At 58.0% G+C, this 15,834-nt stretch carries 13 protein-coding genes and 2 tRNA genes; 14 read left to right on the top strand and 1 reads right to left on the bottom strand.

The window, feature by feature from the left end:
• Positions 1-31: 31 nt before the first annotated feature.
• Genes carB through J5M57_RS05225 form a run of 3 tightly spaced genes read left to right on the top strand, consistent with a single transcriptional unit; the run spans position 32 to position 4,159 of the window.
• On the top strand, positions 32-3,253 hold the full coding sequence (gene carB / locus J5M57_RS05235; protein ID WP_064585909.1) for a carbamoyl-phosphate synthase large subunit: 3,222 nt from the start codon (positions 32-34) through the stop codon (positions 3,251-3,253).
• Entirely contained in the window at positions 3,250-3,726 is a 477-nt protein-coding gene (greA, locus tag J5M57_RS05230; RefSeq protein ID WP_003221530.1) for a transcription elongation factor GreA, read from the top strand. The genes carB and greA overlap by 4 nt, the downstream gene beginning before the upstream one ends.
• Positions 3,727-3,754: 28 nt before the next feature.
• On the top strand, positions 3,755-4,159 hold the full coding sequence (locus J5M57_RS05225) for an MFS transporter (protein ID WP_207847777.1): 405 nt from the start codon (positions 3,755-3,757) through the stop codon (positions 4,157-4,159).
• 9 nt (positions 4,160-4,168) lie between these two features.
• Here J5M57_RS05225 and J5M57_RS05220 read toward each other — a convergent pair whose 3' ends face one another.
• The gene (locus J5M57_RS05220) at positions 4,169-4,477 is read right to left on the bottom strand and encodes a YhbY family RNA-binding protein (RefSeq protein ID WP_003221534.1); all 309 of its coding nucleotides are present in this window, start codon (positions 4,475-4,477) and stop codon (positions 4,169-4,171) included.
• A 101-nt stretch (positions 4,478-4,578) separates the two neighbouring features.
• Here J5M57_RS05220 and rlmE point away from each other — a divergent pair, with 101 nt between their 5' ends.
• The 11 genes from rlmE (at position 4,579) to infB (ending at position 15,705) form a co-directional block, all read left to right on the top strand.
• Positions 4,579-5,208 (top strand): 23S rRNA (uridine(2552)-2'-O)-methyltransferase RlmE, encoded by a 630-nt coding sequence (gene rlmE / locus J5M57_RS05215; protein WP_064585912.1) that lies wholly within the window; start codon positions 4,579-4,581, stop codon positions 5,206-5,208.
• A gap of 202 nt (positions 5,209-5,410) precedes the next feature.
• Positions 5,411-7,321 (top strand): ATP-dependent zinc metalloprotease FtsH, encoded by a 1,911-nt coding sequence (gene ftsH, locus J5M57_RS05210; protein ID WP_064585913.1) that lies wholly within the window; start codon positions 5,411-5,413, stop codon positions 7,319-7,321.
• A gap of 8 nt (positions 7,322-7,329) precedes the next feature.
• Positions 7,330-8,181, top strand: a complete 852-nt coding sequence (gene folP, locus J5M57_RS05205) for a dihydropteroate synthase (RefSeq protein WP_207847776.1) — start codon at positions 7,330-7,332, stop codon at positions 8,179-8,181.
• A 16-nt stretch (positions 8,182-8,197) separates the two neighbouring features.
• Positions 8,198-9,535: a phosphoglucosamine mutase gene (gene glmM / locus J5M57_RS05200; protein WP_169843205.1), complete on the top strand. Its 1,338-nt coding sequence runs from the start codon at positions 8,198-8,200 to the stop codon at positions 9,533-9,535.
• A gap of 65 nt (positions 9,536-9,600) precedes the next feature.
• Entirely contained in the window at positions 9,601-10,356 is a 756-nt protein-coding gene (gene tpiA / locus J5M57_RS05195; RefSeq protein ID WP_169843061.1) for a triose-phosphate isomerase, read from the top strand.
• 4 nt (positions 10,357-10,360) lie between these two features.
• A complete protein-coding gene (gene secG / locus J5M57_RS05190) occupies positions 10,361-10,747 on the top strand; it encodes a preprotein translocase subunit SecG (protein WP_027610782.1) in 387 nt (128 codons plus the stop codon).
• Between the two features lie 22 nt (positions 10,748-10,769).
• Positions 10,770-10,855 (top strand) — tRNA-Leu (locus J5M57_RS05185).
• Positions 10,856-10,952: 97 nt separating this feature from the next.
• Positions 10,953-11,029: transfer RNA gene (locus tag J5M57_RS05180), tRNA-Met, on the top strand.
• A gap of 138 nt (positions 11,030-11,167) precedes the next feature.
• A complete protein-coding gene (gene rimP, locus J5M57_RS05175) occupies positions 11,168-11,626 on the top strand; it encodes a ribosome maturation factor RimP (RefSeq protein ID WP_007915250.1) in 459 nt (152 codons plus the stop codon).
• A 47-nt stretch (positions 11,627-11,673) separates the two neighbouring features.
• Positions 11,674-13,155, top strand: a complete 1,482-nt coding sequence (gene nusA / locus J5M57_RS05170) for a transcription termination factor NusA (protein ID WP_003221546.1) — start codon at positions 11,674-11,676, stop codon at positions 13,153-13,155.
• Between the two features lie 27 nt (positions 13,156-13,182).
• On the top strand, positions 13,183-15,705 hold the full coding sequence (infB, locus tag J5M57_RS05165; protein ID WP_064585916.1) for a translation initiation factor IF-2: 2,523 nt from the start codon (positions 13,183-13,185) through the stop codon (positions 15,703-15,705).
• Positions 15,706-15,834: the final 129 nt, after the last annotated feature.

Raw genomic sequence — 15,834 nt, 5'->3', positions numbered from 1 at the left:
CGACTGACCTGCGGATTTGAGTGACAAACCCATGCCAAAACGTACAGACATTAAAAGCATCCTGATTCTCGGCGCTGGCCCGATCGTTATCGGCCAGGCCTGCGAATTCGACTACTCCGGCGCCCAGGCCTGCAAAGCCCTGCGCGAAGAGGGTTACCGCGTCATCCTGGTGAACTCCAACCCGGCCACCATCATGACCGACCCGGACATGGCTGACGCCACGTACATCGAGCCGATCAAGTGGCAGACCGTGGCCAAGATCATCGAAAAAGAACGTCCGGATGCAGTGCTGCCAACCATGGGCGGCCAGACTGCTCTGAACTGCGCCCTGGACCTGGAGCGCGAAGGCGTTCTGGAGAAGTTCGGCGTGGAAATGATCGGTGCCAACGCCGACACCATCGACAAGGCTGAAGACCGTTCGCGTTTCGACAAGGCGATGAAATCCATCGGCCTGGCGTGCCCGCGTTCCGGTATCGCCCACAGCATGGAAGAAGCCTACGCGGTTCTCGAAACCCTCGGCTTCCCTTGCATCATCCGACCGTCCTTCACCATGGGCGGCACCGGTGGCGGTATCGCCTACAACCGTGAAGAGTTCGAAGAAATCTGCGCCCGTGGTCTGGACCTGTCGCCGACCAAAGAGCTGCTGATCGACGAATCGCTGATCGGCTGGAAAGAATATGAAATGGAAGTTGTCCGCGACAAAAAGGACAACTGCATCATCGTCTGCTCGATCGAAAACTTCGACCCGATGGGCGTGCATACCGGTGACTCCATCACCGTGGCTCCGGCTCAGACCCTGACCGACAAGGAATACCAGATCCTGCGTAACGCCTCCCTGGCAGTTCTGCGCGAGATCGGCGTCGAGACCGGTGGTTCCAACGTTCAATTCGGTATCTGCCCGAACACTGGCCGTATGGTCGTGATCGAAATGAACCCGCGCGTATCGCGTTCCTCGGCGCTGGCTTCGAAAGCCACCGGTTTCCCGATCGCCAAAGTCGCGGCCAAACTGGCTGTGGGCTACACCCTCGACGAACTGTCGAACGACATCACCGGCGGCAAGACTCCGGCGTCCTTCGAACCGTCGATCGACTACGTTGTGACCAAGCTGCCACGCTTTGCCTTTGAGAAATTCGCCAAGGCCGACGCCCGCCTGACCACCCAGATGAAATCGGTGGGTGAAGTCATGGCCATCGGCCGTACCTTCCAGGAATCCCTGCAGAAAGCCCTGCGCGGTCTGGAAGTCGGCGTGTGCGGTCTGGACGAGAAGCTCGACCTGAGCAACCCGGAAAGCATGAGCGTGCTCAAGCGCGAACTGACCGTGCCGGGTGCCGAGCGTATCTGGTACGTGGCGGACGCTTTCCGTGCCGGCATGACTGTCGAAGACATTTTCGGCATGAACATGATCGACCCGTGGTTCCTGGTGCAGATCGAAGATCTGATCAAGGAAGAAGAGAAGGTCAAGACCCTCGGTCTGTCCGCTATCGACCGCGACCTGATGTTCAAGCTCAAGCGCAAAGGCTTCTCCGATCAGCGTCTGGCCAAGCTGCTGGGTGTGACCGAGAAGAACCTGCGTACTCACCGTCAAAAGCTGGAAGTGTTCCCGGTCTACAAGCGCGTTGACACCTGCGCGGCCGAGTTTGCCACCGACACCGCTTACCTCTACTCGACGTACGAGGAAGAGTGCGAAGCCGCGCCGTCCGGTCGCGACAAGATCATGATCCTGGGTGGCGGTCCGAACCGTATCGGCCAGGGCATCGAGTTCGACTACTGCTGCGTGCACGCTGCCCTCGCCCTGCGCGAAGACGGCTACGAAACCATCATGGTCAACTGCAACCCGGAAACCGTTTCCACCGACTACGACACTTCCGACCGTCTGTACTTCGAGCCGGTGACCCTGGAAGACGTGCTGGAAATCTGCCGCGTCGAGAAGCCGAAAGGCGTAATCGTCCAGTACGGCGGTCAGACTCCGCTGAAACTGGCTCGCGCCCTGGAAGCGGCGGGCGTGCCGATCATCGGTACCAGCCCTGATGCCATCGACCGTGCCGAAGACCGTGAGCGCTTCCAGCAAATGGTTGAGCGCCTGAACCTGCGTCAGCCGCCAAACGCCACCGTGCGCAGCGAAGACGAGGCTGTTCGTGCTGCTGCCAAGATCGGTTATCCGCTGGTGGTGCGCCCGTCCTATGTACTGGGCGGCCGCGCGATGGAAATCGTTTACAAGGAAGACGAGCTCAAGCGTTACCTGCGTGACGCGGTGCAAGTGTCCAACGACAGCCCGGTGCTGCTCGACCACTTCCTCAACTGCGCCATCGAGATGGACGTGGATGCGGTCTGCGACGGCAAGGACGTGGTGATCGGCGCGATCATGCAGCACATCGAACAGGCTGGCGTTCACTCCGGTGACTCCGCTTGCTCGCTGCCGCCGTACTCGCTGCCGGCGCACATCCAGGACGAGATGCGCGAGCAGGTCAAGAAAATGGCCCTGGAGCTGGGCGTTGTCGGTCTGATGAACGTGCAGTTGGCGCTGCAAGGCGAAGACATCTACGTCATCGAAGTCAACCCGCGCGCTTCCCGTACCGTACCGTTCGTGTCCAAGTGCATCGGTGTGTCCCTGGCGATGATCGCTGCTCGCGTGATGGCCGGTAAGACCCTGAAGGAAATCGGCTTCACCAAGGAAATCATCCCGAACTTCTACAGCGTGAAAGAGGCGGTGTTCCCGTTCGCCAAATTCCCTGGCGTTGACCCGATCCTCGGCCCAGAGATGAAGTCCACCGGTGAAGTGATGGGCGTGGGCGACACCTTCGGTGAAGCATTCGCCAAGGCCCAGATGGGCGCCAGCGAAGTGCTGCCGACTGGCGGTACCGCGTTCATCAGCGTGCGTGACGATGACAAGCCACTGGTTGCAGGCGTGGCCCGTGATCTGATCAACTTGGGCTTCGAAGTGGTTGCCACTGCCGGTACTGCCAAGCTGATCGAAGCCGCAGGTCTGAAAGTGCGCCGTGTGAACAAGGTGACCGAGGGTCGTCCGCACGTGGTCGACATGATCAAGAATGACGAAGTCACCCTGATCATCAACACCACCGAAGGTCGTCAGTCGATCGCTGACTCGTACTCCATTCGCCGTAATGCCCTGCAGCACAAGATCTACTGCACCACCACCATTGCTGCGGGCGAAGCTATCTGTGAAGCGCTGAAGTTCGGTCCCGAGAAGACCGTGCGCCGCTTGCAGGATCTACACGCAGGATTGAAGGCATGATCAAATATCCAATGACCGTCCAGGGCGCGAAAGCCCTGGAAGAAGAACACGCTCATCTGACCAAGGTCGTTCGTCCGAAGCTCAGCCAGGACATCGGTACGGCTCGCGAGTTGGGTGACCTGAAGGAAAACGCCGAATACCATGCCGCCCGCGAACAGCAGGGCATGGTCGAGGCGCGGATCCGTGACATCGAAGGCCGGATTCAGAATCAGGTCATCATCGACGTCACGACCATTCCGCACACGGGCAAAGTGATCTTCGGTACCACCGTCGAAATCGCCAATGTCGAGACCGATGAAAGCGTCACTTACCACATCGTGGGTGAGGATGAGGCTGACTTCAAACTCGGCAAGATTTCGGTCGGTTCGCCTCTGGCCCGCGCCTTGATCGGCAAGGAAGAGGGCGATGTGGTTGCCGTGAAGACGCCAAGCGGCGTTATCGAGTACGAGATTGTCGAAGTCCGTCACATCTGAAGGCAGGCGCCCGCTACTCGCGGGCGCCATGCTTTGGCAACTGACCCAGACGTTGTGGGTCGGTGGCTTCTGGTTGATTCATCTCGGTCTGCAGTCGGTGTTGGACAGGATTGGTCTGGCACCGCTGTTGATCGATGAGGTGGCAAGCGCAGTACAAGTGCCGGTGATGGGATTCGCCGCCGCCTGTGTGATTTTTCAGGCTTTGGTGCTGGTAAAGGCCGATGGCCTTGTCAGTCTATGGCGGGATTTTCGCGGGCAGGTGTTGCTGATGGCGTTATACGCGTGTGCGATGTTTGTCGCAGTGCGTGTCGGCTGGCCTGAAGCGCAGCGCTGGCAGGAATTCAGTTTTCTGGTGTTGGGCTTTTCCGGTGTGGTGCTGGTGCTGCAGCCGGTCCCGGGATCGAGTGGCAGGGTGCGCGAAGCACACCCTTGACCCTTGTCATCACTTGAAGCGATGAACGTTCGACAGCTGCTTGTTGACGCTGAAGTTCTTGCGGTAAACCAGTGCCATCTTGCCGATGACCTGTACCAGGTCTGCTTTGCCGACCTTGCACAGTTCGGCAATGTGCGCCAGGCGCGACTCGCGATCGAGGATGTTGAGCTTGATCTTGATCAGCTCGTGATCCGCCAATGCGCGTTCGAGTTCGGCTAACACACCCTCAGTCAAACCGTTGTCAGCCACCGTCAAAACCGGTTTCAGATGGTGGCCAATGGATTTGTACTGTTTCTTCTGCTCTGGAGTGAGCGGCATAATCTGACCCTTTCGTCTGGATTCTGTAAAATGGCGGCCATTTTACCCGAGGGTTCGTGGATCCGCCCAATAAATCACGACCCTAATCATCGAGGTGCCCAATGGCGCGTTCCAAGACAAGCCTTGGTTGGCTGAAACGACATGTCAACGATCCTTATGTGAAGCAGGCGCAGAAGGATGGCTACCGCTCGCGTGCGAGTTACAAACTTCTGGAGATCCAGGAAAAATACAAGCTGATCCGTTCCGGCATGAGCGTTGTCGACCTGGGCGCGGCGCCCGGTGGCTGGTCGCAGGTCACTAGCCGGCTGATCGGTGGTCAGGGGCGCCTGATCGCTTCGGACATTCTGGAAATGGACAGCATTCCGGACGTGACCTTCATCCAGGGCGACTTCACCGAGGACGCAGTGCTCGCGCGGATCCTTGAGGCCGTGGGTAATTCGCAGGTGGACCTTGTGATTTCCGATATGGCCCCCAATATGAGTGGTACGCCTGAAGTGGACATGCCAAAGGCGATGTTCCTTTGTGAGCTGGCACTTGATCTGGCAGAACGGATCCTCAAGCCGGGTGGTAATTTCGTGATCAAGATTTTCCAGGGCGAAGGGTTTGATGTGTACCTGAAGGATGCTCGTCGGAAATTCGACAAGATTCAGATGATCAAGCCAGACTCCTCCCGTGGCAGTTCCCGCGAGCAATACATGCTGGCTTGGGGTTACCGCGGCGGTGATGAGTAAAACGAGATTTTTTCGTGGGGTGATAGGTTTTTCGTATTTCGCCCCGCGTGCATAAGCGAATATTGTGTAGAAAGTGTTTCACAAAGGGTTACAGACGGCGCCTGCCAGAGTTGTAGGTAATGTAGTAAGTTAGGCCGGTGAATATCATGCGAAGCGCGCGCCAGTAGCGGAGCTTGCTTCAGAGGGTAGTTAATTGAACGATATGGCAAAGAATCTGATCCTGTGGTTGATCATCGCGGCAGTCCTCGTGACGGTGATGAACAACTTCTCCAGCCCTAACGAGCCGCAGACCCTCAACTATTCCGACTTCATCCAGCAGGTCAAGGATGGCAAGGTCGAGCGCGTAGCGGTTGATGGCTATGTGATTACCGGCAAGCGCAACGATGGCGACAGCTTCAAGACCATTCGTCCGGCGATTCAGGACAATGGCCTGATCGGTGACCTGGTCGACAACCACGTTGTGGTCGAAGGCAAGCAGCCGGAACAGCAGAGCATCTGGACCCAGCTTCTGGTGGCCAGCTTCCCGATCCTGGTGATCATCGCGGTGTTCATGTTCTTCATGCGCCAGATGCAGGGCGGTGCCGGCGGCAAGGGCGGACCGATGAGTTTCGGCAAGAGCAAGGCACGCCTGCTCTCCGAAGACCAGGTGAAAACCACTCTGGCTGACGTCGCCGGTTGCGACGAAGCCAAGGAAGAGGTTGGCGAGCTGGTGGAATTCCTCCGCGATCCGGGCAAGTTCCAGCGCCTGGGTGGCCGTATTCCTCGTGGTGTGCTGATGGTCGGTCCTCCGGGTACCGGTAAAACCTTGCTCGCCAAGGCGATTGCCGGCGAAGCCAAGGTGCCTTTCTTCACCATCTCCGGTTCCGACTTCGTTGAAATGTTCGTGGGTGTCGGCGCCAGCCGCGTTCGCGACATGTTCGAACAGGCCAAGAAACACGCACCGTGCATCATCTTCATCGACGAAATCGACGCCGTCGGTCGCCATCGTGGCGCCGGCATGGGTGGCGGTCACGACGAACGCGAGCAAACCCTCAACCAGTTGCTGGTCGAGATGGACGGCTTCGAAATGAACGACGGCATCATCGTGATTGCTGCGACTAACCGTCCCGACGTTCTCGACCCTGCGTTGCTGCGTCCGGGTCGTTTCGACCGTCAGGTGGTGGTTGGCTTGCCGGACATCCGTGGTCGCGAGCAGATCCTCAAGGTTCACATGCGCAAAGTGCCCATGGGTGACGACGTTGCTCCGGCAGTCATCGCACGTGGTACTCCGGGCTTCTCCGGTGCTGACCTGGCAAACCTGGTCAACGAAGCGTCCCTGTTCGCTGCGCGCAGCGGCAAGCGTATCGTTGAAATGAAAGAATTCGAACTGGCCAAAGACAAGATCATGATGGGCGCCGAGCGCAAATCCATGGTCATGTCCGAGAAAGAAAAGCAGAACACCGCTTATCACGAAGCCGGACACGCGATCGTTGGTCGCGTCGTGCCTGAGCATGATCCGGTGTACAAGGTCTCGATCATTCCGCGCGGTCGTGCGCTGGGTGTAACCATGTTCCTGCCGGAAGAAGATCGCTACAGCCTGTCCAAGCGCGCGCTGATCAGCCAGATTTGTTCGCTGTACGGCGGCCGTATCGCTGAAGAGATGACCCTTGGTTTCGACGGTGTTACCACCGGTGCTTCCAACGACATCATGCGTGCCAGTCAGATTGCACGGAACATGGTGACCAAGTGGGGGCTGTCGGAAAAACTCGGTCCGCTGATGTATGCCGAAGAAGAGGGCGAAGTGTTCCTCGGTCGCGGCGGCGGTGGTCAGAATGCAAGCTTCTCCGGTGAGACAGCCAAGCTGATCGACTCCGAAGTGCGCAGCATCATCGACCAGTGCTATGGCACGGCCAAGCAGATCCTCACGGATAACCGCGATAAGCTCGATGCCATGGCTGATGCATTGATGAAGTACGAAACGATCGATGCCGAGCAGATCGACGACATCATGGCGGGTCGCACTCCTCGCGAGCCTCGCGACTGGACGGGCGGTACCGGTACTGGTACGCCACCTCCAGTGGTCCAGGATGAGCGTCCGGAAACACCGATTGGCGGTCCGGCTGCTGACGTTTAAGGTTTGAAATGACTTCTGCTCAGTCCCTGACCCGGTTGCCTTGTGGCAACCGGGTTCTTGATTTGGCCCAGACGCATGTCATGGGCATTCTCAATGTCACTCCCGATTCCTTCTCCGACGGCGGCCGTTACAGCCAGTTTGACGTGGCCTTGCGTCACGCCGAAGCCATGGTGGCAGCCGGCGCGACTTTGATCGACGTCGGCGGTGAATCGACCCGCCCTGGTGCTCGTGCGGTTTCCCCGCTGGAAGAGTTGGAGCGCGTAGCGCCGATTGTGGAGTTGATCAATCGCGAACTGGACGTGATCATCTCGGTCGACACGTCGACCCCTGCGGTGATGCGCGAGACTGCGCGCCTCGGCGCAGGATTGATCAACGATGTGCGTTCGTTGCGCCGTGATGGCGCACTGGATGCCGCTGCGGCGACCGGCCTGCCGGTCTGCCTGATGCATATGCTCGGCGAGCCGGGTGATATGCAGGACAATCCGCACTATCAGGACGTGACTCGGGAAGTCAGCGAGTTTTTGTCCGAGCGTATGACGCAGTGTGCGGTGGCAGGTATTCCTGCGCAGCGGATCATTCTTGATCCCGGTTTCGGTTTCGCCAAAACCCTGCAGCACAATCTGAGTTTGTTCAAGCATATGGAGGCCTTGCATGCGCTGGGGCGTCCGCTGTTGGTGGGTGTTTCACGCAAAAGCATGATCGGCCAGGCGCTTAACCGCCCTGTTGGTGAGCGCCTGCACGGCGGACTGGCGCTGGCTGCACTGGCATCGGTGAAAGGTGCGCGTATATTGCGCGTCCATGATGTGGCAGAAACGGTGGACGTGGTGCGCATGCTCGCGGCCGTGGAATCAGCCGAATAAGAATGATGGAGCACTTATGAGCAAGAAGTATTTTGGCACTGACGGTATTCGTGGTCGTGTCGGTGAATACCCGATTACCCCTGACTTTATGCTCAAGCTAGGCTGGGCGGCGGGGATGGCGTTTCGCAAAATGGGCGCCTGCAAGGTGCTGGTCGGCAAGGACACGCGGATCTCTGGCTATATGTTTGAGTCTGCGCTCGAGGCTGGTCTGACTTCGGCGGGTGCCGACGTCATGCTTCTCGGCCCGATGCCAACGCCGGCCATTGCCTATCTGTCGCGTACCTTCCAGGCCGAAGCCGGGATCGTGATCAGCGCTTCGCACAATCCGCACGACGATAACGGTATCAAGTTTTTCTCCGGCCAAGGCACCAAGTTGCCTGATGAGCTGGAACTGATGATCGAAGAGTTGCTCGACACCCCGATGACCGTTGTGGAGTCGAGCAAGATCGGCAAGGTGTCGCGCATCAATGACGCCTCTGGCCGCTACATCGAGTTCTGCAAAAGCAGCGTGCCGACCGGTACCAGTTTTTCTGGCCTGAAGATCGTCATCGACTGCGCGCACGGTGCGACCTACAAGGTGGCTCCTAGTGTTTTCCGCGAGTTGGGCGCAGAAGTGGTTGTGCTGTCGGCTCAGCCCAATGGTCTGAATATCAATGACAACTGCGGTTCGACCCATATGGGTCAGCTGCAAGCTGCTGTTCTGGCCGAGCATGCTGATCTGGGTATCGCCTTTGATGGTGATGGTGATCGGGTGTTGATGGTCGATCACACCGGTGCCATCGTCGATGGTGACGAGTTGCTGTTCATTATTGCGCGGGATCTGCATGAGCGTGGGAAATTGCAGGGCGGTGTCGTCGGTACGCTGATGAGTAACCTGGGGCTTGAGCTGGCACTGGCCGAACTCTCGATTCCATTCATTCGCGCCAATGTGGGCGATCGCTATGTGATTGCGGAACTGCTTGAGCGAAATTGGCTGGTGGGTGGTGAGAACTCCGGACATATCGTTTGCTTCAATCACACCACCACCGGTGATGCGATCATCGCAGCGCTGCAGGTACTGATGGCGCTTAAATCCCGTAACGAAGGGCTGGCGCAAACACGTCAGGCGCTGCGCAAGTGTCCTCAGGTGCTGATCAACGTGCGTTTCGCTGGCGGCGAAAGCCCGCTTGAGCATCCGGCTGTCAAGGAGGCCAGTGCTCGGGTAACCCAGGCAATGGCAGGTCGCGGCCGGGTGCTTTTGCGCAAGTCCGGCACAGAGCCGCTGGTGCGTGTAATGGTCGAAGGTGAGGACGAAACTCAGGTTCGCAGCTATGCCGAAGAACTGGCAAAACTGGTAAGTGAAGTTTCTGCCTGATTCGGCTTGCCAGCCATGATTGTGTTGGGTAACATCTGCGCCCACTTTGACCGACGAGGTACAGCATGCGTCGCCCTATGGTAGCTGGTAACTGGAAGATGCACGGTACCCGCGCCAGCGTCGCTGAGCTGATCAACGGTCTTCGTCATCTGGCCTTGCCTAGCGGTGTTGATATCGCGGTATTCCCGCCTTGCTTGCATATCAATCAAGTGATTGATGGCTTGAAAGGCAAGTCGATTTCGATCGGCGCGCAGAATTCTGCGGTGGAATCCATGCAAGGTGCATTGACCGGTGAGATTGCACCGAGTCAGTTGGTAGATGCAGGGTGTTCCCTGGTACTTGTCGGGCACTCCGAACGCCGCCAGATAATGGGTGAGCGAGACGGGATGCTGAATCGCAAGTTCGCAGCGGCACAGGCATGTGGCTTGATTCCGGTGTTGTGTGTAGGGGAGACCCTCGAGCAGCGCGAAGCTGGAAAAACTCTTGAAGTTGTCGGGCGTCAGCTGGGCAGCATCATCGAGGAGCTGGGTGTAGGTGCCTTTGCCAAGGCAGTCATTGCTTACGAGCCTGTCTGGGCCATTGGTACCGGACTGACTGCAACGCCGCAACAGGCTCAGGATGTGCATAAAGCCATTCGCGAGCAGTTGGCGGCAGAGAATTCTGAAGTCGCACGAGGTGTGCGGCTTCTATACGGCGGCAGCGTGAAGGCGGCCAATGCGGTCGAACTGTTCGGCATGCCGGATATCGATGGGGGGCTCATTGGTGGAGCTTCCCTGAATGCAGATGAGTTCGGTGCGATTTGTCGCGCCGCGGGAAACTGAAAAAATGCTGGAAACAGTCGTAGTCGTTTTTCATCTGCTGGGTGCATTGGGCGTAGTTGCTCTGGTTTTGCTGCAGCAGGGTAAAGGTGCGGACGCTGGCGCGTCTTTCGGAGCAGGTGCTTCAAATACTGTGTTCGGAAGCCAAGGTTCCTCTACCTTTCTTAGTAAGTTTACTGCTATACTTGCCGCCGGTTTCTTCATAACCAGCTTGGGGTTAGGTTACTTTGCTAAAGAGAAGGCTCATCAGCTGACTCAAGCAGGTTTGCCAGATCCAGCAGTGTTGGAAGTACCTAAGCAACAACAACCGGCTTCTGATGATGTCCCGGTGCTTCAAGAGCAAAAGTCGGCTACCCCAGCGACTGACGTGCCTCCAGCTCAAGAGCAGAAGTAAGAAGGGTTTCAAACGTAGTTTTGCCGAGGTGGTGGAATTGGTAGACACGCAACCTTGAGGTGGTTGTGCCCATAGGGTGTAGGGGTTCGAGTCCCCTTCTCGGTACCAATTAGTCAGGAGAGCCCGCTGTTGCGGGCTTTCTTGCAGGTGGAAGGTTACATTGACCCTATAAGGGATCGGTCGTATACTTCCGCCCCAGCTTTGTCGCGGGGTGGAGCAGTCTGGTAGCTCGTCGGGCTCATAACCCGAAGGTCGTCGGTTCAAATCCGGCCCCCGCAACCAGTTTAAGGAGCCCCTTTTAAGGGGCTTTTTGTTAGCTGGACACTTTCTACGCCGCTGTTCGACGGCGTTTCAAGGATGGGCGTTTCGCCCATTTTTTTATTTTGCATAGCATGCACATACATGCACGAGGGGGTTCAGGTGTCGAGCAAGCTAGAAGAGTTGCAGGCCTTGTTGGCCCCGGTGGTCGTGGCCCTAGGCTATGAATGCTGGGGTATTGAGTTTTCGGCTCAAGGTCGCCACTCAATGTTGCGCGTTTATATCGATAAAGAAGGCGGCGTACTGGTGGACGATTGCGCCATCGTCAGCCGTCAGATCAGCGGTGTGCTGGATGTTGAAGATCCAATCTCCGTTGAATACACGCTTGAAGTTTCCTCGCCTGGCATGGAACGCCCGCTGTTCACTCTTGAGCAGTTTGCAAAATTTGCCGGTGAACAAGTAAAGATCAAGCTGCGCTCGCCTTTTGAAGGTCGGCGCAACTTTCAGGGCCTTCTACGCGGTGTAGAAGAGCAGGACGTCGTGGTGCAGGTAGACGACCATGAGTTCCTGTTGCCGATCGACATGATCGACAAGGCCAACATTATTCCCAGTTTTGACTGAGACGCGGATCCCGCGGATCCAATGGCTTGCGAAAGGCGAGGCGTACGATGAGCAAAGAAGTACTGCTGGTTGTTGAGTCGGTATCCAATGAAAAGGGCGTACCGGCAAGCGTAATTTTTGAAGCGCTGGAGCTGGCCCTGGCCACTGCTACCAAGAAGCGTTTTGAAGACGAAGTTGACCTGCGTGTGGAAATCAACCGCCACACCGGTTCCTACGAAACTTTCCGTCGCTGGACGGTCGTCGAAGAGAATGACCTCGATGATCCGGCGATCGAAACCTGGCCAAGTAAGGTTGCCGAAACGCATCCTGGTGCCAAGGTCGGCGACGTCGTCGAAGAAAAAATCGAATCCATCGAGTTCGGCCGCATTGCCGCACAGACTGCCAAGCAAGTCATTGTGCAGAAAGTGCGTGAAGCCGAGCGCGCTCAAGTGGTCGACGCCTATCGCGAGCGCCTGGGAGAAATCATCTCTGGCACCGTGAAAAAGGTGACCCGCGACAACGTGATCGTCGATCTGGGTAACAACGCCGAGGCGTTGCTGGCTCGTGAAGACATCATTTCTCGCGAAACCTTCCGTGTCGGTGTGCGTCTGCGTGCACTGCTCAAGGAAATCCGCACCGAGAACCGCGGCCCGCAGCTGATCCTGTCGCGTACCGCGCCGGAAATGCTGATCGAGCTGTTCCGTATCGAAGTGCCGGAAATCGCTGAAGGCCTGATCGAAGTCATGGCCGCATCCCGTGATCCGGGTTCGCGTGCCAAGATCGCTGTCCGCTCCAAGGACAAACGCATCGACCCGCAGGGCGCGTGCATCGGTATGCGCGGTTCGCGCGTCCAGGCCGTGTCGGGCGAGTTGGGTGGCGAGCGTGTCGATATCGTCCTGTGGGACGATAACCCGGCGCAGTTCGTAATCAATGCCATGTCGCCGGCAGAAGTGGCGGCCATTATCGTTGACGAAGATGCCCATGCCATGGACATCGCCGTTGGCGCAGACAATCTTGCTCAGGCCATCGGTCGCGGTGGTCAGAACGTGCGTCTGGCTAGCCAATTGACTGGCTGGACCCTGAACGTGATGACCGAATCGGACATCCAGGCTAAGCAACAAGCAGAAACCGGCGACATCCTGCGCAACTTCATCGACGAGCTGGAAGTCGACGAAGAACTGGCTCAGGTGCTGGTTGATGAAGGCTTCACCAGCCTGGAAGAGATTGCCTACGTACCGTTGGAAGAAATGCTCAACATCGACGGCTTTGACGAAGACATCGTCAACGAGCTTCGCGCTCGTGCCAAGGATCGTTTGTTGACCAAAGCCATCGCTACTGAGGAAAAGCTGGCAGACGCCCATCCGGCCGAAGACCTGCTCTCGCTTGAGGGTATGGACAAGGATTTGGCGATGGAACTGGCGGTGCGCGGCGTAATTACCCGCGAAGACCTGGCCGAGCAGTCTATTGACGATCTGCTCGACATCGACGGCATTGACGATGATCGTGCCGGCAAGTTGATCATGGCCGCCCGAGCCCACTGGTTCGAGTAATTAGGCGCGGCCTGAGGAGAGAAGTGCATGACGCAAGTCACGGTGAAACAACTGGCCGATGAGGTCAAAACACCGGTAGAGCGCCTGTTGCAGCAGATGCGTGAGGCAGGTCTGCCGCACACCGCCGCCGAAGAACATGTGACTGACAGTGAGAAGCAATCCCTGCTGACTCACTTGAAAAGCAGCCACAAGGCGAAAGTGGAAGAACCACGCAAGATCACGCTGCAGCGTAAAACCACCAGCACCCTGCGTGTGGCTGGTAGCAAGAGCATCAGCGTAGAAGTTCGCAAGAAGAAAGTTTTCGTACAGCGTAGCGCGGAAGAAATCGAAGCCGAGCGCCAGCGTGAACTGGAAGAGCGTCGCGCAGTAGAAAATGCTGCCCGCAAGAAGGCTGAAGAAGAAGCCAAGCAGCGCGCTGAAGAACAAGCGCGTAATCAGCCTGCTGCAGCGCCAAGTGCAACTGCCGAAGCTGTTGCTGCACCTGCCCCAGTGGCCGAACCTGTGCGCGAAGCTGCGCCGGTTGTTGCCGCTGCGCCAGCTGCCGACGCTCGCAAGCGTGACGAACAGCGCCGTCCGGACAAGCCACGTGCCGACGATAACAATCGTCGCGGCGGTGGTGGCGACGGCGAGCGCAAAAACGCTCCGCATCGCGCATCGGTCAAAGAAAAAGCGCCGGCTCCACGTGTGGCGCCACGCACTACCGACGAAGAAAGCGATGGCTTCCGTCGTGGTGGTCGCGGCAAGGCCAAGCTGAAGAAGCGCAACGCTCACGGTTTCCAGAACCCTACCGGTCCTGTCGTGCGTGAAGTGAAGATCGGCGAGACCATCACTGTGGGCGATCTCGCCCAGCAGATGTCGGTCAAGGCTGCTGAAATCATCAAGTTCATGTTCAAACTGGGCACCCCAGCGACCATCAACCAGGTACTCGATCAGGAAACTGCTCAACTGGTTGCCGAAGAGCTGGGCCACAAAGTGACCCTGGTCAGCGACACCGCCCTGGAAGATTCCCTGGCCGAGTCCCTGAAGTTTGAAGGTGAAGCAGTTTCCCGTGCACCAGTCGTGACCGTAATGGGCCACGTTGACCACGGTAAGACTTCCCTGCTCGACTACATCCGTCGTGCCAAGGTAGCTGCAGGCGAAGCCGGCGGCATTACCCAGCACATCGGCGCATACCACGTTGAAACCGACCGCGGCATGGTGACGTTCCTCGACACCCCTGGTCACGCTGCGTTTACCGCAATGCGTGCCCGTGGTGCCAAGGCGACCGACATCGTGATCCTGGTGGTAGCGGCGGACGACGGCGTGATGCCACAAACCATCGAGGCTGTTCAGCACGCTCAGGCGGCTGGCGTTCCTCTGGTGGTTGCAGTGAACAAGATCGACAAGCCGGGTGCCGACCTCGATCGCATTCGCAGCGAACTGTCGGTTCACGGCGTGACTTCCGAAGAGTGGGGCGGCGACACTCCATTCGTGCCAGTCTCGGCGAAAATGGGTACCGGCGTTGACGAGCTGCTCGAAGCCGTTCTGCTGCAGGCCGAAGTGCTCGAACTGACTGCCACTCCATCGGCTCCTGGCCGTGGTGTTGTCGTCGAATCGCGCCTGGACAAGGGCCGTGGCCCGGTAGCAACTGTTCTGGTTCAGGACGGTACGCTGCGTCAAGGCGACATGGTCCTGGTCGGCTCGAACTACGGCCGCGTGCGCGCCATGCTCGACGAGAACGGCAAGCCGATCAAGGAAGCAGGTCCGGCCATTCCGGTCGAGATCCTGGGTCTGGATGGTACGCCGGACGCTGGTGACGAGATGAGCGTGGTTGCCGACGAGAAGAAAGCCCGTGAAGTGGCTCTGTTCCGTCAGGGCAAGTTCCGCGAAGTAAAACTGGCTCGCGCTCACGCCGGCAAGCTGGAAAACATCTTCGAAAACATGGGTCAGGAAGAGAAGAAGACGCTCAACATCGTCCTCAAATCCGACGTCCGTGGTTCGCTGGAAGCTTTGCAGGGCGCTCTGAACGGCCTGGGCAACGACGAAGTGCAAGTGCGCGTAGTCGGTGGCGGTGTCGGTGGTATTACCGAATCCGACGCCAACCTGGCACTGGCTTCCAACGCTGTACTGTTCGGCTTCAACGTGCGTGCCGATGCTGGCGCACGGAAGATCGTCGAGCAGGAAGGTCTGGACATGCGTTACTACAACGTGATCTACGACATCATCGAAGACGTCAAGAAAGCCCTGACCGGCATGCTTGGCAGCGATGTTCGCGAGAACATCCTGGGCGTGGCCGAAGTGCGCGACGTGTTCCGTTCGCCGAAGTTTGGCGCGATCGCCGGTTGCATGGTGATCGAAGGTGTTGTGTACCGTAACCGTCCGATCCGTGTACTGCGTGAAGACATCGTTATCTTCGAAGGCGAGCTGGAGTCCCTGCGCCGCTTCAAGGATGACGCTTCCGAAGTACGTGCCGGCATGGAATGCGGTATCGGCGTGAAGAGCTACAACGACGTCAAAGTCGGCGACAAGATCGAAGTCTTCGAGAAGGTTCAGGTTGCTCGCAGCCTCTAACTCGCGCACTTCAGGAGCCGTGATGGCCGGCCGCACTCAACTGTGCGGCGCATCACCCGGACTCTAAACGCAACGCCCGGTCTGGCATTTGTCAGGCCGGGCGTTTGCCGCTTTCAGACCTTGCGGGTT

This window comes from Pseudomonas sp. 86_A, assembly GCF_017491705.1.
Lineage (GTDB): Bacteria > Pseudomonadota > Gammaproteobacteria > Pseudomonadales > Pseudomonadaceae > Aquipseudomonas > Aquipseudomonas koreensis.
The sequence above is the reverse complement of the archived record's forward strand: the minus strand, read 5'-3'. Positions and strand labels throughout refer to the sequence as shown.